This window comes from Commensalibacter nepenthis (assembly GCF_029953305.1).
Classification (GTDB): domain Bacteria; phylum Pseudomonadota; class Alphaproteobacteria; order Acetobacterales; family Acetobacteraceae; genus Commensalibacter; species Commensalibacter nepenthis.
In genome coordinates, this window is record NZ_JASBAN010000001.1 from 428,678 (window position 1) to 452,211 (window position 23,534).

The following is a 23,534-nucleotide window of genomic DNA, read 5'->3' on the forward strand; positions in this document are numbered from 1 at the left end:
CACCCAACCCCTATAACATTTTATGATGCCTGAGCACTAGCTTCCGAACGTGTTGCCCCAACCCGTAATGCCAAAGCCGCCGCCATAAATTCATCCAGATCCCCATCTAATACAGCTTGAGGATTTGTTTTTTCAACCTCTGTACGCAAATCTTTAACCAATTGATACGGCGCCAATACATAAGAACGAATTTGATGTCCCCATCCAATATCTGTTTTCCCAGCTTCTGTTTGAGCAGCAGCCTCTTCTCTCTTTTTCAATTCAGCTTCGTACAGACGTGCTTTCAACATCTCCATCGCCGTCGCACGATTACGATGTTGTGAGCGATCCGTTTGACAAGCCACAACAATCCCTGTTGGCATATGGGTAATTCGAATAGCGGACTCTGTTTTGTTAATATGTTGCCCACCTGCACCAGAAGCACGATAGGTATCCACTTTCAAATCCGATTCATTCACATCAATTTGTATCGAATCATCAATCACAGGATACACCCATACAGACGCAAAAGATGTATGACGACGTTTCGCAGAATCAAAAGGCGAAATACGAACCAAACGATGCACCCCAGCTTCTGATTTTAACCAACCATAAGCATTAATCCCACTGATTTGCAATGTGGCGGATTTAATCCCAGCCGTTTCCCCCTGCGTGCTTTCCATAAATGTTACCTTATATCCACGCTGTTCAGCCCAACGCGTGTACATACGCAACAACATTTCCGCCCAATCTTGAGCCTCGGTTCCACCGGCACCGGAATTTACCTCTATATAACAATCATTACGATCTGCTTCACCAGACAACAGACTTTCGATCTCAAGGCGTTTCACCTCTTTTTCTAATGCTTTTAAATTATTCAAAGCATCATCAATAATGGCTTGATCCTCTTCAACCTCAGCCAACTCAATCATCTCAAGATTATCTTGGCAATCACGCTCTAACTTGCGTACTAATTCAACTTGATTAGCAAGATAGGTTCTTTCTTGCATAATCTTTTGCGCATTATCCGCATCGTCCCATAGATTAGGGTCTTCGATCTGATGGTTCAGCTCCGCAAGTCGATCTAACGCAACATCCCAGTCAAAGATGCCTCCTCAGCAGCTCTAACGACTGCTCAATCACTTGATGAATGGCTTCACTCTCTGTAGACATATCCTCTTAACTTCCAATTGCAAATGGTTCTCAATATTAATATCAACTTTTTGAAACGAATACAAGTCTGTCTAATACAAACCACCCATTCCAATATCCTCCCCACCCCCAGATGGTGATGGGGCTATTTTTGGCTTGATCTTACCATTATCGTTTACGTAATCGCCTGAATATCCAACCCCCATATTATCTTCGGAATCTGGAACATTCTCAGCCCCCGTATCTGCAGCACTTAATGTACCTGTCGCAGCTCCTGGACTTAAATTAATGCTATCCCCTGGTTTTTGATCTGTTTTAAACGCATCGGTAACCATCCCCTTACTGGTGCTATAACTTGCCATAACAATGCCAGAAGGTCTGATAAAATCTCTCTTTGGATAGGTAGGCAAGACATCTTTCATATAAGCATTCCAGACTGGACCTGCCAACACGCCACCCGCCATTCCTTTTCCAAGCGTTTTAGGCGTATCAAATCCAAACCACACAATGGTCACCACATCAGGCGAAAATCCTGCAAACCAAGCATCGTTAAAATTCTGAGATGTTCCTGTTTTCCCAGCAATTGGTGTATCGATCCCTTTGCTTGCAGAAAAACCCGTTCCACGACGCATAACATCTTCCATCATCGTGATAATTTGGTAAGAGCTTTGCGCTGATACAACGCGTTTACGATTATCAATAAGCGTAGGTAAATGATTAGGATCATTCACGTCATTAGCTGAGAACTCACCTGAACGCCAAATCACTTTACCATTGCGATCTTGAATATAATCAACAGTTGTCGGATGAACGACCACCCCACCCGCAGCAATACTGGCATAAACCCCCGCATGACGCAAAACAGTCGTTTCCACAGCGCCCAAAACTGCTGGTAATACTTTTGGCATTGAATCCACTTCACCCAATGCAATAGACAGATTCGCAACAGCATCCATACCAATTTGTGCCGCCAAACGAATAGTAACCAAGTTCCGTGAATATCTTAACCCGTTATGTAGCGCCGTTGGTCCCCAAAAATTCTTTTCATAATTGTTTGGATGCCAATCCCCCACTGAGAATGGAGAATCCATAAAAATCTGTGAAGGTAAAATCCCTTTTTCCATCCCCGCTAAATAAACAATCGGTTTAAAAGATGATCCGGGTTGACGCATAGCCTGTGTTGCTCTGTTAAATTGAGATTCAGCAAAAGACCATCCACCAAACATTGCCAAAACACGCCCAGTCCGAACATCCATCGAGACCAATGCCCCTTCGATCAAAGGAATCTGACACAGCTCCACTTGATTACCCTCTGACTGAGGTTCAACCATGACAATATCACCATCTTTCAATGGTTTCCGTTTTGACCAAGATAAGCTTTTGGATAAGATCGTTCCTTGATGAGTTTTTCCTGCGCCAGACAACCAGCCCACTTCGCCAGTTTTTGCATTTAATACCATTGCCAAACGCCAATTTGGCAACATACCCGCGGGGGCTTTTTGTTTCTTTAAATTCTCTGTCCAATCAGCAACAGTATCCTCGCCAAGATGTGTCACCGCACCACGCCAACCATGATTACGATCATATTTTATCAAGGCTTGACGCATTAACTTTGTTGCCAAAGTCTGATCTTGTAAATTAAGGCTGGTATGAACTTCCAATCCACCTTGCATGGTTTTCTCAAGACCATACCGATCAATCAAATCACGACGTACAGCCTCGGCATACCATTCTGTTCCAGGTAATGGACCACGTCGACCACTGATATTTTTGGAAGATATCGGTTCATTTTGAGCCTGAATTTTTTCTTCTTGAGTAATCGCCCCTGTTTCCGCCATCCGACTAAGTACAAAATTACGGCGTTGCTTGGCAGCTTCTGGCTTGCGAAACAAATCATAATTATAAGGCGATTTTGGAAGCCCGCCCAAATAAGCAGCCTCAGCAGTGGTTAATTGGTCTAAATTTTTATGAAAATAGATTTGTGCCGCTGCTGCCACCCCATAAGCCCCAGCACCAAGATAAATTTCATTCAAATAGATTTCTAGAATCTGATCCTTGGTCAAAGATTGTTCAATACGCATCGCCAAAATGGCTTCTTTGATCTTGCGTTCCAACTTGCGGTCGTTATTTAACAACATATTCCGCGCCACTTGTTGCGTAATGGTCGATGCGCCTACCAAACGTTTACCATGAACTCGAAAGATATCTTGCAACACAGCGCGTCCAATAGCCATTGGATCGACACCACCATGGGTATAGAAATTTTTATCTTCAGTTGAAATAAAGGCATCTTTGACTTTTTGGGGAATAGCCGCTATTGGCACGAACAACCGACGTTCAGAAGCCAATTCAGCCACGACCTGATCGTCACCAGAATAAATCCTGCTCATCACAGGGGGGGAATAATCGCGCAACCCCACAATGGTTGGCAATCCTTTGACTGCACTTTGATATTTTATCCAAACGGCAAGCCCCCCACCAACAAATACAAATAAAATCAATCCAGTCAGTGACCCAATTAATATTCGCCAGAACCGGTATCGACGGCGAGGCGAAATAGCAGTAGAATTTTTACGTTCAGAGTCACGCGTATCAGGGGTTTTAGGAGACATATGAATCAGGCTCTATTCTCAAAAATAATATAAATAATTCAATTTAACTGTCATATATACAGATTTTCAACAAAAATTGAAATAAGCCAAATCAGTTAAGGATTAAAAACTTACTCTTCTCTCAAATATAATTTAACAGAATCTTTACGTTTTTCCCACATTTCTGCACCTTCTTGATCTAGGCGTGCAAATTCGACATCTGACAGATGAATATTCACCGCCGCCACATTTTCTTCTAAATGATTGACTTTACCCGTTCCAGGAATAGGAATAATCTGCTCGGCACGTCTTAACAACCATGCCAACGCAATTTGACGAGCAGTCGCTTGCTTATTCATCATGATTTCTTTTAAGACAATCCCCTCTTCAAATTCTTTTTGATCCAAAGGGGCATAAGGGATAAAAGCAATATCATGTGCCGCGCAATATTGTAAAACATGCTCTGATTCACGATTAATCAGATTATATTTATTTTGAACCGAAACAACATTGAAAAATTCTTGCGCTTTTTTAATCATGCTGACCCCCACCGCAGACAACCCAACATGACCAATCAATCCTTCTTGCTGCATTTTGGCAATCACTTCAAATTGCACTTCTGGTGATGTATCTTCTGCCACGCGATGTAATTGCCAAAAACGAATCTGATCCAGCTTTAGGCGACGTAAACTCATCAATACACATTGACGCAAATACTCAGGATTACCAATCGGACGCCAAATATCAGGACCATGACGCGTATGTCCGCCTTTGGTTCCGATTAATAATTCTGGTGGATAAGGATACAAAGCTTCACGAATTAAATCTTCGCTGATAAATGGACCATAACTGTCCGCTGTATCAATAAAATTGACCCCCAATTCCACCGCACGTTGTAACGTTGCAATGGCTTGGTTGCGGTCTTCAGGTTCCCCCCACACGCCCTGCCCAACAATACGCATTGCACCAAAGCCCATACGATTAACGGCGATATCCCCACCAATTTTATATGTGCCCGCATTGGCTGCATTTACATCTAAGCCCATTTTTCGGTTCCTTTTCTACAAAATACCATTTTATCAAAACCGCCTATTGTTCGTTTACGTCTGTTATTTTTGTAATTCTGACTAATTCAATACGATAATCTTTGACCTCTAAAACTTTAAATCGTAATTGTTGAATTTCAATAACTTCACCAACATTTAATATTCGTTTGTGATGCGCAAACAAAAATCCTGCCAAAGAAACATATTCTTCATCATGATCAAAAAAAGCACCACAATTCAAAGTCATCATTACAGAATGGATGTCTGTTGACCCTTTGACAAGCCATCCATCGCCATCTTTGATAATTTTTGACGTTTCGTCTTCATCAGGAAACTCCCCAGCGATTGCCTCCAACACATCCACAGGGGTTGCTATTCCTTGAACAGTATCGAATTCATTGGTAATAATCACCAAGCGCCCTTTGGCTTTCTTTAAGGTCGGTAATAAGTTAATCACATCAATCATATCAGGCACAATAATCGGAGGATATTGTTCAGCAAATTCCGCCACATTCCCATTCTCATTAATAACCATCAACAAATCTTTGGCTCTGACAACGCCGATAATTTTATCCAATTCCCCTTGACAAACAGGGAAAATATTATGCGGTGTCGCCATAATCTGCACTTTGATTTCCTCCAAAGAATCTTCACAATCAATCCAAGATACTTCTATACGTGGGGTCATAATACTGCGCAATGAGCGCGATGCCAATGTCAAGACCCCATTAATCATATAGCGTTCTTCTTCGGCAAAACTTTCCTGCAACATATTTTCAGTATTACCCGCAGCTTGCCTAGGCGCATTTCCGCCAAGCAATCCCAAAATTTTTTCAGCAGTTCGATCTCGAAAAGGTATTTTGGATTGATTTTTAAGGAAATTCCGTCGCGCCACTTGGTTAAAGAATTCAATAAGCAAGGAAAAGCTGATTGCAGCATAAATATATCCTTTGGGAATATGGAACCCTACGCCATCAGCAACCAGACTGACACCAATCATCATTAAAAAGCTGAGGCACAACACAACCACCGTAGGATGCTCAATGACAAATTTTGTTAACGATTTCGAGGCATAAATCATCACTATCATTGAAATAATGACCGCCGCCATCATAATCGCCAGCTCGTCGACCATTCCAACAGCGGTGATAACGGAATCCAAAGAAAAAACAGCGTCCAATATAATAATCTGAACAATTACCACCCAAAATTTGGCGTTGCCTTTACCTTGATTATCTTGATGCTCATGCCCTTCTAATCGTTCATGCAGCTCCATCGTGGCTTTGAATAACAAGAACACACCACCAATAATCAAAATCAAATCTCTGACTGAAAGGCTGAAGCCTCCATAACTGACCAACGGTTTGGTCAATGTTACAATCCACGACACAATGGATAATAACCCCAGACGCGTCACCATCGCCAAAACCAGCCCAATAATTCTGGCTTTATCGCGTTGGTTAAAAGGGAGTTTATCAGCAACAATCGCTACAAAAACGAGATTATCGATCCCAAGGACAATTTCCAAAACAATTAAGGTTATTAGTCCCATCCACGCCGAAGGATCCAATAAGAGTTCCATATTTCTTTCTCAAAAAAAATAAAAAGCCAATTTAATCATTATTCGTATCTCAGTACAAAAATTATTTATATCACCCCAAGTTCCATGCCAATATGTTAAAAACGATCAAGTCCACTTTATTTATAGAACAAAGAAGATTTTTTTATGACGACTTATCGCAAACTTAACCATAACTCTGAATTGGTTGTCGCCACATATAATACTGGCAAAGCAAAGGAAATAAGCAGTTTACTGGCTCCATTTAAAATAAAAACCTATTCTGCGAGGGAATTAAATTTACCAGAACCAGAAGAAAATGGTTCCAGCTTTCAAGAAAATGCACGCATCAAAGCCTTGGCTGCGGCTCAAGAATCAAAATTACCCAGCCTTGCTGATGATTCTGGTTTTTGCATCAATGCGCTAAATGGGGACCCTGGGATTTATTCTGCACGTTGGGCAGGTCCAAAAAAAGATTATGTTATGGCGATGCGCACCATGTATGAAAAATTACAATTTTTCTCTGATCGTTCTTGTTACTTTATTTCTGTGCTGTGCTTGGCTTATCCTGATGGATATACATGCGAATTTGAAGGGAAAATTGAAGGCGAATTTATTTGGCCAGCCAGAGGTCAAAATGGACATGGCTATGACCCAATTTTTCAACCCAAAGAGTTCTCTGTCACTTTTGCAGAAATGAGCGAGGCTGAAAAAAATAAAATCAGCCATCGAGGGTTGGCTTTTCAACAATTTATAAAAAATTGTTTCTAAGCCACTTTCTTTTCCCGCTTTTTATCGCTCATCAATATCACGTTTAGGTAATAAAGCGGGAACCAGTCCCAACGTTACAAGCAAAGTACATCCCAATGAAATCAACAATAATACCCCCATACTTGACGTTCCAGGATGCGCAGAGGCTGCCAAAGCACCAAACGCCGTTCCTGTTGTCAATGCAGAGAATAAAACCGCTCTGGCTGTGGGAGAAGATAACGGTTCTTTTAACCCCTCTCTCCAATTCATCACAAAATAAATATTAAACGAAACGCCAACTCCTAAAAAGAGTGGCAATGTAATGATATTCGCAAAATTCAACGATTGCCCAATCACAACAATCACAATAATTGTCATTAATGCCGATAAAATCAACGGGATCATGACCAGAACCATATCCAACACACGTCGTAATGCAATGAATAAGATAATCGCCAACACAACTATCGCCATGATTGCAGCAATAATAAAAGAATGAACGACTGTATTGGCACTTTCGACAATATCAACAACCGTTCCCGCTGCATCAGGTGCCACAGTGCGAACTTGTTTTACAAAATCAATGATTTGATCGGTCGTTAAATCAACTCCTTTTGGGTAAACCTCCACCCTTAGCCGTCCATCTTTTGTGCGATATTGCTCAGCAAGTTCTGCTGGAATATCTTGCGTTGTGGTGATGGTTGGTGTCAAAATCATTTTCAGTCGCTCTAGCTGATAAGGCAAGAATTTAACCAAATTATCATTAATTGCAATCAGTTTATCATCAGGCATTTTCTCAATTTTTTGCAAAGCAACTTGCATACGACGCAAAGGACTATCAGCAGACACTAGGTTTTGAATTGAATCAAGACCTTGCACCATTTTCTCTACAGACTGCCGCAATTCTTGGGCTGTGGGTTTATCCTTTTGATGTTGCAAAGACAATGTGGGCAACAAAATAGAAGCCGCATCATTCAGCATTAACATTTTTTCTTGTTGTTTTTCTGGAATAAAAGAGTTCAACCAAACAACATTTTTCACCGCAGGCAGTTTTTTAAATTTCTTGGCCATTTCTTCGGCTTGCTGAGGGGTATCAACTATAATATCAGCAGTATAAGGTGAGGTATTGGGATCCCCCATCATTTTTTTCAATGCTACCATCCCTTCAGAATGAGGATCTTTGGTATGAAATGGATCAGCATCAAAAATAACTTTATGATCTGCAAGCAAGAAAATACCAATCGCCCCCAGCACCGCATAAAAGCTGATTATCATAAAACGATGCTGACGCATTTTTTTATCAACAGATTTTAACCAAGGGAAACCAGCTTCTTTTTGAACAATATTCGGACGGAAAATCACCAGTAAAGCGGGTAAAAATGTAACTGTACAAACAAATGCAATTAACATACCCCCACCAGCAATCAAACCTAATTGCTTAACACCAATAAAATTCGTTGGGGTAAATGCTAAAAATCCAGCTGCTGCTGCCACTGCTGCGGTAAAGATTTGATGTCCTGCCTCATAGCCTGTATGAGACAACGCATAGGGTAAATCTTCTTTTTTCTTGGTGCTGATTAAATCCTGTCCTCTAAAACGCACACAAAATTGTATGCCAAAATCAACAGCAATACTGACGAATAAAATCGCAAAAGAAATCGAAATCAGATTTAATGTCCCGACTGCTAATGTCGCAAAACCCGTTGTTAACACCAATCCGATAAAGAGCAATAATAAAATAGGTAAAATTAAACGCCAAGTGCGAACCGCCATAAATAGCCAACCCGCAACCAACACAAATGAAACAAATAAACCAACAATCATCCCATGCAAAACGGTCGAGAATTCCTCGTCGTTAATTTGAGCATCACCAGTCATATAGACTTTGACCGCACCACTTTTAACATAAGGCAAGTTATTCATGGTTTCGCGTAATAAATCAGAAGGCACACCTGAAGGACGAATTGAATTCAAATCCATCTTTGGTTTTGCAATAACAAGCTGATATTTCCCCCCAAGGTCTGATAAATCCCCAGACAGACTTTTTTCCCAAGAGAAAGGTTGGATTTTCCCTTCGGCATTTTGGGTTAGAACATTCGCAAAGCCATTCAGCGCATCATTAAATTTAGATAGATCAATCTGTTTTTCTTTGACCCCCAACGTCACCATTCCCAACGTATCAAACAATCCCCGCATCGAAGGATCGGCGGATAAGCTGCTTAAAAAAGGTTGTGCTTGAATGATATTATTTAAGGTTTTATCCAGTAAAGGAGTTGGCAAAAAGAGCAACCCATTCCTGACAAGAAATGGATCATTTTGCAAAGATTCAACAAAATAAAAATGTTTTTTATCGTTCTTTAATTTATTTACCAATGCCTGTGCACTCAATTCTCCCTCTTCAGGAATCTTTGATTCAAATAATGCCACCAACAAATATTCTCGTTGTGGAAAGTCTTTGCTCATCTGATCGGAACGTTTTTTCCAATCCATACTTGATGAAAACATCTTACTTGTATCTGTTGTGATCTCTAGATTTTTATAAGCGACCCAAGACGAGGCTATTGCAATTACAATATAAAATAAAATCACAAACCAAGTATGGCGAGAACAAAACGCCACCACACGCCCAATAAATGTGGACATCATTGGTAATAAACCCCTTTAATCTTCATATTGATTATCACTTAAATAGATACAATTAAGCTGGCAGAATAATTTGAAATGGAATTATCCTTGCATCCATAAATAGAAATAAACAGGAAAGAAAACAACCATTATATCCACACAAAAATAAAAATAGTACAATTACAACGATGGAGTAGAATAATTTTTTAAATGCAATAAAATAGTTTTTATTACTTACACGGATATTGTTCATCATTTTACACAGGTTTATTTATGCGATTAATCAAAGCAAGAGTGCAAAATTATCGAAGCATCATCGACAGTGGCGAATTCAAGATTGATACAAACAAAACAATTTTGGTAGGTATTAATGAATCTGGCAAAAGCGCAATTTTAGAAGCATTACATCTCTTAAACCCAGTCTTGTCGCAAATTTAATTATGTATTTTAGTATAATATAGAAATGGAGTGAGTATTTATATTTTAGGAACGATTTATGTCTATTGGTATCTATAGCAAGCTTATATTAAGGTCTAAGGATGATTTTAAAGGTCGCCACTTTAGTGGGTTGATGATTATTCAAGCGATCAACTAGTATTTACGCTATTCCTTAAGTTATCGAGATATAGAAGAATTATTTCTAGAACGTGGGATAAATGTAGATCATAGCTCGTTAAACCGTTGGGTATTACGCTATGCATCACTATTAGAAAAACGTTTGAGAAAATATAGAAAGCCCCATTGTGGAGAGGTTAGAATTGATGAAACCTATATCAAAGTCAAAGGTCAGTGGAAGTATCTATATAGAGCCATTGATAAAGAAGGCACAGCTATTGATTTCTTGTTAACAGCTAAAAGAAATATAAAAGCCGCACAACACTTTTTTAGAAAAGCATTTAAAGAAGATGGTCTATTCGCTCCAACCCATATTGGAACAGATAAAGCATTACCGTTTCCAAAAACCATACAAACCATGAGGAGCATAGCGTAATACCCAACGATTTAACGTGCTATGATCTACATTTATCCCACGTTCTAGAAATAATTCTTCTATATCTCGATAACTTAAGGAATAGCGTAAATACTAGTTGATCGCTTGAATAATCATCAACCCACTAAAATGACGACCTTTAAAATCATCCTTAGACCTTAATATAAGCTTGCTATAGATACCAATAGACATAAATCGTTCCTAAAATATAAATACTCACTCCATTTCTATATCATACTAAAATACATAATTAAATTTGCAACAAGACCTTCCCAGATGAAGAAGCGTGTATCAAACACCTTGAGAATTTAAAATGGGGTGGCAATATTATCTCTCCTTTTGATCCAGCTTCAAAAGTTTATGTATGTAAGGGTAATCGATACCGTTGTAGGAATACTAGTAAATATTTCAATGTTAAAACAAACACCTTATTTGATAATTCAAAAATACCACTTCAAAAATGGTTTTTAGCAATATGGATTATTACTTGTCATACTAAAGGAATCTCATCAGTGCAGTTAGCTAAAGACTTAGGTGTGACGCAAAAAACAGCTTGGTTTCTTCTGCATCGTATTCGCAATTGCTTTAGTTTTGATAATAACAATGTCTTAAACAATGAAATTGAAGTAGACGAAACTTATGTCGGTGGCAAGAATAAATTTCGTCATATCTGTAGAAAAGTACAACATTCTCAAGGTAGAAGTTCAAAAGATAAAACACCTGTATTTGGCATGATTGAACGTTCAGGAAAATTAAATGCTAAAAAGGTTAATGATGTATCAGCAACAACATTGACAAAGCAAATTGTTAGTTACGCTAATAAAGATGCCACTATTTATTCTGATGAATGGTTAGGGTATTCACAACTAACTAAAATCTATAACCACGCTATCGTAAAACATGCCAATAAAGAATATGTTAATGGTAAAGTTCATACTAATACTATAGAAGGTTTCTGGTCGTTATTTAAGCGCGGCATCATTGGAATTTATCATTCGGTGTCAGTTAAGCATTTACAAAAATATGTTGATGAATTTGTATTCCGCTACAACACCCGTAAACACCGGCAAGACCATCGCTTTGATTATCTGCTAACACATATGAGTTGTAGAATGACTTATCAAAGTTTAACGACATGAGGTAGAAATGGAACAATTAGATTTACCGCTTATTCAAAGACAAGAAAATAATGTTTTAATATCGCAACGCGCTTACGACGGTTACATTAATGCTACTGCTATGTGTAAAGCTGCGAGTAAAGAGTTTAAGCATTATAATAGTTTATCCACTACAAAGGCCTTTGTTCAGGAACTTTCTTCCGTGGTCGGAATTCCGACCACGGAATTAATACAGTCAATACAAGGAGGTGTTCCTACATTACAAGGTACATGGGTACATCCTCAAGTAGCAATAAATTTAGGCCAATGGGCATCACCCAAATTTGCTGTTCTGGTATCTAAATGGGTTTTAGAATGGATGCAGGGTGGCGAGAAAAAACACTCAACACTTCCTTGGCACATTCGCAGGTATTTAATCAATAGAGAAAAAATACCACCTACTCATTTTTCTATAAATTTATAATTATTTTGTGTAGAGATGTATATAATTACCAAAATTTATTATTAGAAGGATTAACAGACTTGTGGTATTTGCAAGGCATTAACAGTCTTATCGAAAACAAGCTAAATGAAGATATCGCCTTATTACCTGTAGGTGGCGTTACCAAAATTACCATTTATGCAAATATATTATGTAATAATGACCTTAAAACCGTTGCATTCATTGACTCAGATAACGAAGCCAACCAAGCCGCACAAGATGCTATTATAAAATATAGACTTGGCAACAAAAATATTTTACAAGCCAAAGTATTTTGCAGTCATAATATTCCTGCTGCTGCAACTGAAGATATTATTAGAGCAACCTTAATTCCGATTTTTGAGAAGATTTATAACAAAAAAATCAGTGAAAGAGATAAAACATCAACGGAACCTATTATTAAAATTTTCAAAAAAATACAAAAGGATTTTTCAAAGGAAAAACTTGCAAAAGAATTCTTACAGTGGGCAAAGGAAAAATCATCCAGTGATCTTACCGCTGATGAACAAACGCATTGCCAAAATCTAATCAATACAATTAACCGGCGCTTAAAATAAAAAAAGCGGTCAGACCCAATGAAGGATCTGACCGCTTTAATAACTATCCTGATTTTATTTATATTGTTGGATCAAAGCAATGCTTTCAATACAAGCAGCCACCGCTTCACGTCCTTTGTTGTCTTTGTTTTCCTCTGAACGGATTTCAGCCTGTTCCCCAGTATAGGTTGTAAGAATACCAAAACTGATGGGTATTTCCGTTGTCAAAGAAGCCTGCATAATGCCAATTGTCGCCCCAAGGCTGATATACTCAAAATGTGCTGTATCACCTTTAATCACACATCCCAAGCAAATAACCCCGTCATATTTACCAGATTTTGCCAACGTTTGCGCAATTAATGGCAGTTCAAACGCACCAGGCGCATAGATTAAATCTTCTTCGACATTAAAAGGAATATGATGTTCGGCTAACCATTCTTGTGCGCCCTTTGCCAATCCACCTGTTACTTTTTCGTTAAAACGACTGACCACGATTGCAACACGTGGCATTTTCTTAAATGTAAACTCTTTCAAAGATTGAGGAGCTTGTTTAACCATTATCAAAGACTTTCAATAAGTAAATTATAATTATCGATCATTATGCTCAAAGGACAATGCGTGCCCCATACGATCTCTTTTTGTTTTTAAATAAGATTCATTATGCGGATTGGCTTCAATTTCGATAGAAACACGGTTTTGCACAGAAAAACCTTGCTTTTCCAACATTTCGAGCTTGTCCATATTATTGGTTAACAAATCAAGCTGATGGATATGGAGCTTTTCTAAAATTGCGCCTGCCACTTTCCAATCGCGCATATCGGCTGCAAAACCCAAGCGGTGATTGGCTTCTACGGTGTCTAACCCTTGATCTTGCAACGCATAAGCAGAGATTTTATTGAACAAACCAATGCCGCGCCCTTCGTGCCCTCGCAAATAAATCACAACGCCTTTATCAGATTCACCAATCATTTTCATGGCTTTGTGCAGTTGAGGACCACAATCACAACGCAAAGACCCCAATACATCCCCAGTCAAACATTCGGAATGCAATCGAACCAAAGGTGTTTTACCATCATCCAAAGAAAAATCACCTTTCATAATGGCTAGATGCTCGTTCCCTTTTAAATCAACAAAAGATTGCACCGTAAAATCTTCACCACCGTAATAATTAGGAAGTTTTGCAACCTCTCCAGCTCTTACAAGAGAAATCAACGGATCGACGGGCGCTGCATCATATTGTTTGCGCCATTCAATAATAGCAGACACACTTACCAATGGAATTCCGTGCTGGGCTGCAAATTTTTTCAGCTCTGGCATCCTAGCCATCGTGCCATCTTCATTTAACACTTCACAAATTGCAGCAACAGGTTTTAATCCTGCCATTTTAATCAAATCAATCGAACCCTCGGTATGACCATCTCTTGCCAAAACACCATTTGGATCCGCAACCAAAGGAAACATATGACCAGGGCGAACGATATCATTGGCAGTGACATCATCCTTCATGACAACCTCAAATGTTTTCGCACGATCATCCGCAGAAACACCCGTTGTAATCCCCTCTTTGGCTTCGATAGAAATAGTAAAAGCCGTTTCATGAGGGGATGTATTATGTTGTGCCATTTGATACAAATTTAATTGCTGGGCTTTATTCGCCAACATTGGCATACATAAAATGCCACGCGCATGGGTAATCATGAAATTAATAATTTCGGGCGTTACGAACTCACCCGCAGCAACCAAATCGCCTTCGTTTTCACGACCTTCATCATCAACCATTAATACCATTTTACCAGCACGTAAGGTATCAATAGCAATTGTCAGCTCAGGACTGAGCGTTTTAATCATTTCTGGACTAAACATAAATTCTCCACATACTTTGCAATAATATCCACTTCCACATTTACCATATCGCCTAGGGATAAATATCCCAGCGTCGTATGTTCCCAAGTATGCGGAATAATCATAATATGAATAATAAACTCATCTGAACTGGCACCATCTTTGCCAATTTCACCAACACCATTAAGGGTCAAGCTGGTCCCATCAATCGCAATAGAGCCTTTTTCAACAACATATTTTCTTAAAGATGCGGGGAACGCAAAAAAAACTTTATGTGCATCGCCACTTTGCTCCGCTTTAACAAATCGTCCTGTAGCGTCCACGTGACCTTGAACAATATGTCCAGATAAACGCGTTGAAGGCGTTACCGCACGTTCTAAGTTAACGCGTTTATTAACCTGTAATTGGTTTAAATTGGTTCTATTGAGTGTTTCAGAACTAATAAAGAACGAGACCTTCCCTTGTGCATCGTATTTCACAACGGTCAAACAAACACCGTTTACGGCAACACTTTCCCCTATGGAAAGATCTGGAATACCCGTATCAACCTCAATCACCATCGCATTAGGTTTACGGTTAACGGTTAAAATGCTTCCTAAGGATTCTATGATACCAGAGAACATAAATCCTCCTTTTCAAAAAGAAACTGCACATCCGATAAAAGTTGGCGTGTTGGGCAAGCAGGATGCTTGGAAATAATTGCCACGTCATCTTCACCTTGGGCTTGCTGGCGAATAGTCAACCATTCGTCCCATAATTGGCGTTGACGAAATTCTTGTAATAATACAGGACCCGCCTCGACCATTGCCCACATGACTTTATGGGCATAAAGCAGTTCTGGCAATTGCTCTAAATCATTACAAAGTAACAAAGAAAAACCATTGGCTTTTGCTTGTTTTATATAATGTTCAGACAAAGCATCTTCTAATTTTTCTTTGACTTGGCTGCAAATCACTAATAAACGGGTTACATCTGGATGATCGGGCACATGACGAACGGTAAATGAAGGAATATCCATTTTAATCGTATTCACACCTGTAATAATTGCCTCTGTCCCACGACGCAGCTGATGTGCCAAGGTTAATGATTTTTGCGATGTAAAGGTTTTTTGTCCTTTGGGAGGAACCATCGAGCCCGTCATATTCATTGCTTGTTTGACGGTAATCCAAGTTTTTTGTTCTAACATAAATTTGGTAAAGGGAGCCAACAAATCAATACATTGTTGGTGCCAGTATTGTGCTATTTCAGAAGAATGTTCTTCTAGTAAAATAACATCTTTACCGCCTTCACGTAATCTGATATGTCCTGCACCAGCAACATACGGATTAGGGTCTTTGATACCAATCCATATTCTTTTTGCAGGTGTTTTTAACAAAGCCTCGGAACAAGGTGGCGTGCGACCTGTATGATTACAAGGCTCCAACGTTACAATCACATCGGAGATCCGATCCCATACCCCAAGCTCTTTACATTGCTGCAATGCCAAAGCCTCTGCATGCAATGCACCCGCTTGATGATGGGCGGCAACGGTTAAAATATTCCCTTGTTCGTCTAAGATCGCACAACCAACAGGAGGATTGGGCGCGGTACGCCCAACATATTGCAAGGCTTCGCGAATGGCTCTACGAAACCCATTTACAATTCTTTCAGAAAAATCAACCTTATCTAATAAAGTTGAATGAATGCGTGCTTGCATTATAAAATCAGTCCTTTGCTCTGGACGCACGCGGGCAGATATGCCAGACCCGTCGCATAGTTTCCTATGTACAGTCCCAGCACGTTCTTTCTCATCCGGACTATGACCGTCGGCTTCGGAATTACACCGAAATCTGCTTGACCTTATGTTACTCGTAACATAAGCGCTCACGGGCTTAGAAATATTGCCATTTCATCACCGTCGGTGAGGAGTTCCACCTCGCCCCAAGAACGTCGTATTCATTTATAATAATTTTAAGAGTCGTTAACGTCTCTTGATCCGTATTCTAAATTTATTTGACCATATTATCAAGATAAAAACTGTATTTTCATGAGAAATTCTAACAATAAAGCGTGATTATCGATCGTTCAAAAGGAAATTAAAAAAAATTAAAGTTTTTATCATTTTTTACTTGTAATCCAACTCAAAATATTGCATAGAACATTCCAGCAAGCGTCATCATGCGAAACGCCGGATTAGCACAGTGGTAGTGCAGCGGTTTTGTAAACCGAAGGTCGGGAGTTCAAATCTCTCATCCGGCACCATATAATTTCCATTATATTATAATTTATCAGCATTCACATTTAATGTTCTATAATGTGCTGAGAAATCAACAGCCTTTGAAACCTGCGACCCCATCAATAGGAAAAAGTACATAACGCGCTTATATATAATGATCTGTTCATAATTTTATCCTTAATAATGGTCTCTATATGTCGTAAAAAGCAGCAATAATTCTTTTTCAATTTGGTATAGATTGAATATAAATTTAACGTTAAAATAACCAGTCGGTATCTGTCATTTTCCCTTTAATTAGGCAAAGTAACCGACACTGCACAATCACCTTCGCCAACGCGAATGAACAGTTCTTGGTTGATATGAATTAAAAAATTTAAGGTAATTATATACATTTATACACAAAAATATTGACATTGTGTTAAGTTATACTAAGATATTAGTAGAGGTAGCAGAATGATTAAAAAGTTTAACACTATCATAGATCTTATTAATACTTTCCCAGATGAAGAAGCGTGTATCAAACACCTTGAGAATTTAAAATGGGGTGGCAATATTATCTCTCCTTTTGATCCAGCTTCAAAAGTTTATGTATGTAAGGGTAATCGATACCGTTGTAGGAATACTAGTAAATATTTCAATGTTAAAACAAACACCTTATTTGATAATTCAAAAATACCACTTCAAAAATGGTTTTTAGCAATATGGATTATTACTTGTCATACTAAAGGAATCTCATCAGTGCAGTTAGCTAAAGACTTAGGTGTGACGCAAAAAACAGCTTGGTTTCTTCTGCATCGTATTCGCAATTGCTTTAGTTTTGATAATAACAATGTCTTAAACAATGAAATTGAAGTAGACGAAACTTATGTCGGTGGCAAGAATAAATTTCGTCATATCTGTAGAAAAGTACAACATTCTCAAGGTAGAAGTTCAAAAGATAAAACACCTGTATTTGGCATGATTGAACGTTCAGGAAAATTAAATGCTAAAAAGGTTAATGATGTATCAGCAACAACATTGACAAAGCAAATTGTTAGTTACGCTAATAAAGATGCCACTATTTATTCTGATGAATGGTTAGGGTATTCACAACTAACTAAAATCTATAACCACGCTATCGTAAAACATGCCAATAAAGAATATGTTAATGGTAAAGTTCATACTAATACTATAGAAGGTTTCTGGTCGTTATTTAAGCGCGGCATCATTGGAATTTATCATTCGGTGTCAGTTAAGCATTTACAAAAATATGTTGATGAATTTGTATTCCGCTACAACACCCGTAAACACCGGCAAGACCATCGCTTTGATTATCTGCTAACACATATGAGTTGTAGAATGACTTATCAAAGTTTAACGACATGAGGTAGAAATGGAACAATTAGATTTACCGCTTATTCAAAGACAAGAAAATAATGTTTTAATATCGCAACGCGCTTACGACGGTTACATTAATGCTACTGCTATGTGTAAAGCTGCGAGTAAAGAGTTTAAGCATTATAATAGTTTATCCACTACAAAGGCCTTTGTTCAGGAACTTTCTTCCGTGGTCGGAATTCCGACCACGGAATTAATACAGTCAATACAAGGAGGTGTTCCTACATTACAAGGTACATGGGTACATCCTCAAGTAGCAATAAATTTAGGCCAATGGGCATCACCCAAATTTGCTGTTCTGGTATCTAAATGGGTTTTAGAATGGATGCAGGGTGGCGAGAAAAAACACTCAACACTTCCTTGGCACATTCGCAGGTATTTAATCAATAGAGAAAAAATACCACCTACTCATTTTTCTATGCTAGATCAAATGACATTAAAACTATTAGCACCTCTAGAATCAAGAGGATACTTATTGCCGGATCGAATGATGCCAGACATTTCTCTAGGAAAAATGTTTTGTAAATGGCTAAGAAGTAATGGTTATGATCCAGATTCTTTCCCAACATATACTCACTCTTTTGGAGACGGGAAACGCCCTAACGTCAATGCAAAACTATATCCAAACGAACTAATAACTTCTTTTAATTTAGAGGTTAATAATTGGATTGTAGATCCTAACAAAGCTCTTAAATATTTCAAAGATCGTGATAAAGAGTCAGTAATCCCGTTAACCAATTTTATTCTTACTTTACCAACTCCTGAGAATGCTCGTACAGAACTAGACAATAAACTAATTACAGCATTGACATACAACCCAAAAGATCAATTCTAAATAAGGTTTTTTAGATTTAATTTTTCTATGAATTTGTAATTATTTTGTGTAGAGATGTATATAATTACCTATTTTTATATTCTTTGGAATAATTAGATTTATTTTTAGATTTAATAACAGATAGTGTGAATACTATTTGTTACGATACTTAATAAAATTGTTTTTACAGTAAGTTTATTCATTAAGTATCAGGCTAAAATTATTTGGAGCATCAATAAATTCTATATGATTATAATAGGTTAAGGTCGTCATTGGTCTATACTCAAAAGAACACATTTATAAATAACCATAACTAAATTTATCCATAAACTAGCTTAATGAAATAGTTTAAAGATAGAATATGGCAATCCTATTTATTATTAATCTCTATTATGTATTTAATCATGATGTTGAAGTAATTTTGAGTCTTTCATGATGTTAATATTAAATTTAGCTTGTTCACTTCCTTGAGCGGCAGCTTTTTGAAAATACTCCATTGCTTTGGGATAATTCATATGAACAAGAATTCCGTCTCTATAAATTATCCCAAGATTTACTTGAGATTGCATATCCCCTTGATCCGCAGCTTTTTGAAAATACTCCATTGCCTTTATCGGATCCCTAGGCACACCTTTACCTTCATAATACATTGATCCAAGACAAAATTGAGCTTTTGCAAATCCTTGGTCTGCGGCTTTTGTGAAATATGCTATTGCTTTAGAGTAATCTTTAGACACTCCTTGACCTTCATAATACATCATCCCAAGACTTAATTGTGCCTGAGCAAATCCTTGATCAGCAGATTTTGTAAACAATTCTATTGCTTTAGAATAATCTTGAGGAATTCCTTTCCCTAGATAATACATTGTTCCAAGACTTGACTGTGCTTGAGCAAAGTTTTGATCAGCGGCTTTTTTAAAATATTCTATTGCTTTAGAGTAATCTTGAGTTACACCATCACCTTTATAATACATGATGCCAAGAATAAATTGAGCCTCTTTACTATTTTTTTCATCAGCTTTTTGAAAATACTCTCTTGCTTTAGAATAGTCTTGAGTTACTCCTTTCCCAGTATAATACATTGCTCCCAAGCCGAATAAAGCTGTGAGGTCACCAGCGTCAGCACGTTGTTCTATTGCTGCAACATTAGGTTGACTAGTATCAACAGAAAAAGATTGATATGGAATACATAATAAGGAAAAATTAACTAAAAAAACGTATTTGAATAACTTCATTGGAACAATCTATATAATGTTAATAAATAAGAAATAATACAAGAATTTATTGAACTTATAAAGTTTTTTTTAAGAAGCCCCTCTCATGCCAGCTTGAATAGAATGATTGCTTGCAGCAACAACACCTCCTTTAGAAATAGGAATATTATTTTCAAAAGTATGTTGGGTTGTTTTAGATCCATTTTGATTTACTGTAATAGATAAATTTAACTTTTGAGATATTGATCGAGGCATATTTAATATTTGATTCATTAATTTTGAATTTGTATTATAGCTTGAAGAATATGGTAAAGATGGTTGCTTATTGATAGAATTTTTGATTATTTCCTCTATTGGTAACGATGACGTTTTCTTAGGCATAAGAACTGGAGATAATAAACCTTTTTTATTTTGATTTACATTATCAGGAATATTAGGCGAAGAAGGAGATTGAGAATTTTTTTTCTTTAAAGCAGCAGCATCATTATTAAGTTTTTGTTGTTGTAATGTTCTTAATATTTCTGGATTACTATATAAATTTTTTAATAGTTGTTCTAATGGAAGTTGAATTAACTCTTTTAATGGCAAAAGCATTTTACCATTATTTTGTAAAATTCCTATTTGTTTAGTTGTTGTATCTAAACCAATATTAAACCCTTTTTCTTTTAAGGCAGCCATATTTTGTTTTGCTATTTCTGACGTAAAAGGTCTTATATTAGCAGCGATTTTATCTAGCTTTTCACCTAATGGTATCATGCCACCATCTTTAGTTTTCAAAGAAAAAGGAAAACTAAGTTTGTAAGCAATACTATTCGGATTATCCATATCAGGAGGTATATATCCTGTACCATACATGCCTGTAAAAGAATTGGTAACTCCATTAGCTATATTATTTCCAGGATCTTTACTTGGTGGCGCACCCTTTTTCTGGTCTTGAATGATTGCAACACCCATTGTATTTAATAATGCAATTATATCTTTATTTTTTTGTAATTCTTGTTGAGAAACCTCATACGTTTTTATATCTTTTACTCCATACACTCGATTTGGCATATTTTTTCCAGAATTAGCGGCTGTTGCTGCTCCAGTATTTGTTATACCTAAATTAAATAGTTCTGTTCCACCCTGTATTGGATCCGAAACATTTACCCCTGTCAAGTTACCTATTTTAGCCAATGATATAAGTACACTCTCTACTTCTTTTAAACTTTCTGGAGTAGAAAAGTCTTTATATTCATTTTTAAAATATTTTGTTACATTATCAAAAAAAGATTTCCATTGATTATTGTACCAATCATCTATAGTTTCTTGATCCTTCTTTGCTACCACTCCTCCTACAGCAGCCTCTGATCGTATATCACGTGTTTGTTGAATATTATCGGATAGATGATGAGTTTGAATATTTTGTTTAATACGATCTTTATAATCTTCTTCAACTGTTTCCCCTTGCACTTGCGCTGCATAACCAGGATTTCTTTTTATTTCTTCTAATCTCTGTTTCGCATATTTTATTCCCCCATTTTTAAAATTTTCTTGATCTTGCGAAGAAACATATTTAGCGCCAGAAGATGTGTATGAAGTATATACATCGTCATCGTCTGAATGTTTTAAAGTTTCTTTTAATGCTGTTTTATCTAATGCAGATTTATCTTTTTTATTATAAATAGCTTCTATATTTTCTCTTAATAAATTAGAAAAATCTGATTGAGTTTTTGCTTGTTGTAACTGTTTTAATAGTTCAGGATTATCTTTAGCTTGAGCTTCAACTATGGATTTTATCCAATCGCTTTGCATCAGATTGTCTTTATGGGTAAAAAGATCATTGATTTTCTTTGCATCTTCATCTGCTTTTTCTGCACTTACATTTGAATTACCCATAAGTTGACGATTAGCATACAAATCTGCCATTGGAATACCACTAGCATTAGAAATATTATCCATTGTTTGTAGAGTTTCTTTCATCGTGGGTTTTTTCATAATGTTTATAATTTGCTGCAAGGCAATATTAATATTAGAAAAAGCTTGGTTTTGATTAGCTACGAGTTGACTGTATTGTAACCCTTCATTCAATTGTTTTTGAGCTGCTTGTTTTCCATTAGTTTCAGCAACGTCTAAAATTTTAGAATTTTTAATTTGTGTTAATGTTGTATCTAGATGTTTTTCATATGCCATAAATGTCGAATTAATTTTAGGAAAAGTTTTTTCAAAAAATTCATTCATTTTATTAGTAGCAACTTTCACACTTTCATTTGTTGCTTGAACTAAAGCTTTATAAAAAGCATCCTGTTTTTGATTTAAATCATTCTGATGTTGACTAATAGTATTATAAAAAGTCATTTCTGTGTAATTAGGCATTTTTAATAATCCTAAATATATTGGTTATTAAGACATAAAAAAAGACGCAGTTATTGTGTCTTTGGTTTAGATATTTTTTGATTTTTTCTATAATTGAGTCATAAAAAAACGACCTCTGAATGGGTCGTTTGTTATCTGTTTGATATTGCGATCTACCTTGTAGGCGCAACAATTTCATTATGGTTTTTACCATAGCATAATTATACAAAAGTTTCAATGAATTATACCTTATCAGGCTTGCTGGCTTTGTTGATGTAGCCAGCAAGTGAATATCTATTACAATCTCATTCCTTGTATTTTTATCTGCACTTTTCCATCATCTGTATTTTGTAACTCGTAGCGAATATCATTATCGAAAATCCCTTTATTTAACAGAATATTTTGTATTTCTTGTTTATCTTTAGCAAAATATTCCTGAGGTATTTTTTCCATATATTGATCTAAAATTGTTTTATCAGCCATAGCACTGACTGTTGCCGAACAAGTTCTAATCTTACTTTCCTTGTCATAAGTTATCTCTTTGACAAAAGAAGGTTTCATCTTGGCATGATAAGTTAAATCTATTGTCATTATTGCTGGTGCTGAAGGAAACTCTTTTTTAGAAAATATTCTTTCTCTACTTTGTTCGATATTACTCCATGATTTTAACTGATTATGAATGGCATCTTCATAAACTGATTGTATCAATTGTTCTGCCTGTTCTGATTTACACGCTGGTGGCGCCTCATCAGAACATCCACCTAATAATGGTAATATAAACATTCCTACTAAACATTTTATCCCTATCATTGATTTTAACATTATACCCTCACTGTTATATCATTATAAAAATCATTATTGAAGTTATTTTGATTCTTTAATATTTATATATTATACAAATGTAAATTGAA

The 23,534-nt window shown here is 37.0% G+C and carries 19 protein-coding genes, 1 tRNA gene, 2 pseudogenes and 1 riboswitch; of the genes and pseudogenes, 9 read left to right on the forward strand and 13 right to left on the reverse strand.

Translation table 11 applies throughout. The features are described 5' to 3' along the window. Positions 1-20 precede the first annotated feature (20 nt). From prfB to QJV33_RS01900, 4 genes are all read right to left on the reverse strand, one after another. Positions 21-1,152 (reverse strand): peptide chain release factor 2 gene (gene prfB / locus QJV33_RS01885; RefSeq protein ID WP_281461725.1). Its coding sequence is split into 2 segments (ribosomal slippage): positions 21-1,082 and positions 1,084-1,152, totalling 1,131 coding nucleotides; the frame shifts between segments, so codons are not numbered across the junction. A 71-nt stretch (positions 1,153-1,223) separates the two neighbouring features. Then, the gene (locus tag QJV33_RS01890) at positions 1,224-3,743 is read right to left on the reverse strand and encodes a penicillin-binding protein 1A (protein WP_281461726.1); all 2,520 of its coding nucleotides are present in this window, start codon (positions 3,741-3,743) and stop codon (positions 1,224-1,226) included. Positions 3,744-3,853: 110 nt separating this feature from the next. After that, positions 3,854-4,768, reverse strand: a complete 915-nt coding sequence (locus QJV33_RS01895; protein WP_281461727.1) for an aldo/keto reductase — start codon at positions 4,766-4,768, stop codon at positions 3,854-3,856. A 43-nt stretch (positions 4,769-4,811) separates the two neighbouring features. After that, on the reverse strand, positions 4,812-6,350 hold the full coding sequence (locus QJV33_RS01900) for a TerC family protein (RefSeq protein ID WP_281461728.1): 1,539 nt from the start codon (positions 6,348-6,350) through the stop codon (positions 4,812-4,814). Positions 6,351-6,494: 144 nt separating this feature from the next. Here QJV33_RS01900 and rdgB point away from each other — a divergent pair, with 144 nt between their 5' ends. Beyond that, positions 6,495-7,097 (forward strand): RdgB/HAM1 family non-canonical purine NTP pyrophosphatase, encoded by a 603-nt coding sequence (gene rdgB, locus QJV33_RS01905; protein ID WP_281461729.1) that lies wholly within the window; start codon positions 6,495-6,497, stop codon positions 7,095-7,097. A 21-nt stretch (positions 7,098-7,118) separates the two neighbouring features. Here rdgB and QJV33_RS01910 read toward each other — a convergent pair whose 3' ends face one another. Then, positions 7,119-9,722, reverse strand: a complete 2,604-nt coding sequence (locus tag QJV33_RS01910; protein ID WP_281461730.1) for an MMPL family transporter — start codon at positions 9,720-9,722, stop codon at positions 7,119-7,121. Positions 9,723-9,974: 252 nt separating this feature from the next. Between QJV33_RS01910 and QJV33_RS01915 the strand changes: the two genes are divergently transcribed. Together QJV33_RS01915 and QJV33_RS01920 are read left to right on the forward strand one after the other, a co-directional pair. Further along, on the forward strand, positions 9,975-10,139 hold the full coding sequence (locus QJV33_RS01915) for an AAA family ATPase (protein ID WP_281461731.1): 165 nt from the start codon (positions 9,975-9,977) through the stop codon (positions 10,137-10,139). 58 nt (positions 10,140-10,197) lie between these two features. Beyond that, positions 10,198-10,680 (forward strand): annotated as a pseudogene (locus tag QJV33_RS01920) (IS6 family transposase); the annotation flags it as partial. Here the strand turns inward: QJV33_RS01920 and QJV33_RS01925 are convergent. Beyond that, positions 10,678-10,884 (reverse strand): annotated as a pseudogene (locus QJV33_RS01925) (IS6 family transposase); the annotation flags it as partial. The pseudogenes QJV33_RS01920 and QJV33_RS01925 overlap by 3 nt on opposite strands. A 62-nt stretch (positions 10,885-10,946) precedes the next feature. Here QJV33_RS01925 and QJV33_RS01930 point away from each other — a divergent pair. From QJV33_RS01930 to QJV33_RS01940, 3 genes are read left to right on the forward strand one after another with little or no spacing between them, the layout of a single operon-like run. Next, on the forward strand, positions 10,947-11,831 hold the full coding sequence (locus QJV33_RS01930) for an IS1595 family transposase (RefSeq protein ID WP_281463368.1): 885 nt from the start codon (positions 10,947-10,949) through the stop codon (positions 11,829-11,831). Between the two features lie 7 nt (positions 11,832-11,838). Next, on the forward strand, positions 11,839-12,273 hold the full coding sequence (locus QJV33_RS01935; RefSeq protein ID WP_281461732.1) for a KilA-N domain-containing protein: 435 nt from the start codon (positions 11,839-11,841) through the stop codon (positions 12,271-12,273). 5 nt (positions 12,274-12,278) lie between these two features. Continuing rightward, positions 12,279-12,848, forward strand: a complete 570-nt coding sequence (locus QJV33_RS01940) for a TOPRIM nucleotidyl transferase/hydrolase domain-containing protein (RefSeq protein WP_346771125.1) — start codon at positions 12,279-12,281, stop codon at positions 12,846-12,848. A gap of 54 nt (positions 12,849-12,902) precedes the next feature. Here QJV33_RS01940 and ribH read toward each other — a convergent pair whose 3' ends face one another. Genes ribH through ribD form a run of 4 tightly spaced genes read right to left on the reverse strand, consistent with a single transcriptional unit; the run spans position 12,903 to position 16,365 of the window. Continuing rightward, positions 12,903-13,385 (reverse strand): 6,7-dimethyl-8-ribityllumazine synthase, encoded by a 483-nt coding sequence (gene ribH / locus QJV33_RS01945; RefSeq protein ID WP_281461734.1) that lies wholly within the window; start codon positions 13,383-13,385, stop codon positions 12,903-12,905. A 30-nt stretch (positions 13,386-13,415) separates the two neighbouring features. Beyond that, complete coding sequence (ribA, locus tag QJV33_RS01950) at positions 13,416-14,690, reverse strand: GTP cyclohydrolase II (RefSeq protein ID WP_281461735.1); 1,275 nt, start codon at positions 14,688-14,690, stop codon at positions 13,416-13,418. After that, the gene (locus QJV33_RS01955) at positions 14,672-15,292 is read right to left on the reverse strand and encodes a riboflavin synthase (RefSeq protein ID WP_281461736.1); all 621 of its coding nucleotides are present in this window, start codon (positions 15,290-15,292) and stop codon (positions 14,672-14,674) included. Before QJV33_RS01955 ends, ribA begins: the two co-directional genes overlap by 19 nt. Further along, positions 15,274-16,365, reverse strand: coding sequence for a bifunctional diaminohydroxyphosphoribosylaminopyrimidine deaminase/5-amino-6-(5-phosphoribosylamino)uracil reductase RibD (gene ribD, locus QJV33_RS01960; RefSeq protein ID WP_281461737.1), 1,092 nt, complete (start codon positions 16,363-16,365; stop codon positions 15,274-15,276). Before ribD ends, QJV33_RS01955 begins: the two co-directional genes overlap by 19 nt. A 79-nt stretch (positions 16,366-16,444) precedes the next feature. Beyond that, positions 16,445-16,601: riboswitch (FMN riboswitch) on the reverse strand. A 234-nt stretch (positions 16,602-16,835) separates the two neighbouring features. Between ribD and QJV33_RS01965 the strand changes: the two genes are divergently transcribed. The 3 genes from QJV33_RS01965 to QJV33_RS01975 all read left to right on the forward strand — a co-directional run bounded on the left by QJV33_RS01965 (position 16,836) and on the right by QJV33_RS01975 (position 19,096). Continuing rightward, positions 16,836-16,910 (forward strand) — tRNA-Thr (locus QJV33_RS01965). 427 nt (positions 16,911-17,337) lie between these two features. Then, a complete protein-coding gene (locus QJV33_RS01970; protein WP_281461738.1) occupies positions 17,338-18,249 on the forward strand; it encodes an IS1595 family transposase in 912 nt (303 codons plus the stop codon). A 7-nt stretch (positions 18,250-18,256) separates the two neighbouring features. Next, positions 18,257-19,096, forward strand: coding sequence for a KilA-N domain-containing protein (locus tag QJV33_RS01975; RefSeq protein ID WP_281461739.1), 840 nt, complete (start codon positions 18,257-18,259; stop codon positions 19,094-19,096). 377 nt (positions 19,097-19,473) lie between these two features. Here QJV33_RS01975 and QJV33_RS01980 read toward each other — a convergent pair whose 3' ends face one another. The 3 genes from QJV33_RS01980 to QJV33_RS01990 form a co-directional block, all read right to left on the reverse strand. Then, complete coding sequence (locus QJV33_RS01980) at positions 19,474-20,310, reverse strand: tetratricopeptide repeat protein (RefSeq protein WP_281461740.1); 837 nt, start codon at positions 20,308-20,310, stop codon at positions 19,474-19,476. 69 nt (positions 20,311-20,379) lie between these two features. Beyond that, entirely contained in the window at positions 20,380-22,644 is a 2,265-nt protein-coding gene (locus QJV33_RS01985) for a hypothetical protein (protein WP_281461741.1), read from the reverse strand. Between the two features lie 276 nt (positions 22,645-22,920). Further along, complete coding sequence (locus QJV33_RS01990; RefSeq protein WP_281461742.1) at positions 22,921-23,445, reverse strand: hypothetical protein; 525 nt, start codon at positions 23,443-23,445, stop codon at positions 22,921-22,923. Positions 23,446-23,534: the final 89 nt, after the last annotated feature.

What these genes read in the sequence shown, in the direction of transcription:
- ribD (WP_281461737.1), bottom strand. Translation starts at nt 16,365, where the DNA reads ATGCAAGCACGCATTCATTCAACTTTATTAGATAAGGTTGATTTTTCT.
- QJV33_RS01980 (WP_281461740.1), bottom strand. Translation starts at nt 20,310, where the DNA reads ATGAAGTTATTCAAATACGTTTTTTTAGTTAATTTTTCCTTATTATGT.
- ribA (WP_281461735.1), bottom strand. Translation starts at nt 14,690, where the DNA reads ATGTTTAGTCCAGAAATGATTAAAACGCTCAGTCCTGAGCTGACAATT.
- QJV33_RS01935 (WP_281461732.1), top strand. Translation starts at nt 11,839, where the DNA reads ATGGAACAATTAGATTTACCGCTTATTCAAAGACAAGAAAATAATGTT.
- QJV33_RS01975 (WP_281461739.1), top strand. Translation starts at nt 18,257, where the DNA reads ATGGAACAATTAGATTTACCGCTTATTCAAAGACAAGAAAATAATGTT.
- QJV33_RS01900 (WP_281461728.1), bottom strand. Translation starts at nt 6,350, where the DNA reads ATGGAACTCTTATTGGATCCTTCGGCGTGGATGGGACTAATAACCTTA.
- ribH (WP_281461734.1), bottom strand. Translation starts at nt 13,385, where the DNA reads ATGGTTAAACAAGCTCCTCAATCTTTGAAAGAGTTTACATTTAAGAAA.
- rdgB (WP_281461729.1), top strand. Translation starts at nt 6,495, where the DNA reads ATGACGACTTATCGCAAACTTAACCATAACTCTGAATTGGTTGTCGCC.
- QJV33_RS01895 (WP_281461727.1), bottom strand. Translation starts at nt 4,768, where the DNA reads ATGGGCTTAGATGTAAATGCAGCCAATGCGGGCACATATAAAATTGGT.
- QJV33_RS01915 (WP_281461731.1), top strand. Translation starts at nt 9,975, where the DNA reads ATGCGATTAATCAAAGCAAGAGTGCAAAATTATCGAAGCATCATCGAC.
- QJV33_RS01890 (WP_281461726.1), bottom strand. Translation starts at nt 3,743, where the DNA reads ATGTCTCCTAAAACCCCTGATACGCGTGACTCTGAACGTAAAAATTCT.
- QJV33_RS01990 (WP_281461742.1), bottom strand. Translation starts at nt 23,445, where the DNA reads ATGTTAAAATCAATGATAGGGATAAAATGTTTAGTAGGAATGTTTATA.
- QJV33_RS01910 (WP_281461730.1), bottom strand. Translation starts at nt 9,722, where the DNA reads ATGATGTCCACATTTATTGGGCGTGTGGTGGCGTTTTGTTCTCGCCAT.
- QJV33_RS01985 (WP_281461741.1), bottom strand. Translation starts at nt 22,644, where the DNA reads ATGCCTAATTACACAGAAATGACTTTTTATAATACTATTAGTCAACAT.
- QJV33_RS01970 (WP_281461738.1), top strand. Translation starts at nt 17,338, where the DNA reads ATGATTAAAAAGTTTAACACTATCATAGATCTTATTAATACTTTCCCA.
- QJV33_RS01955 (WP_281461736.1), bottom strand. Translation starts at nt 15,292, where the DNA reads ATGTTCTCTGGTATCATAGAATCCTTAGGAAGCATTTTAACCGTTAAC.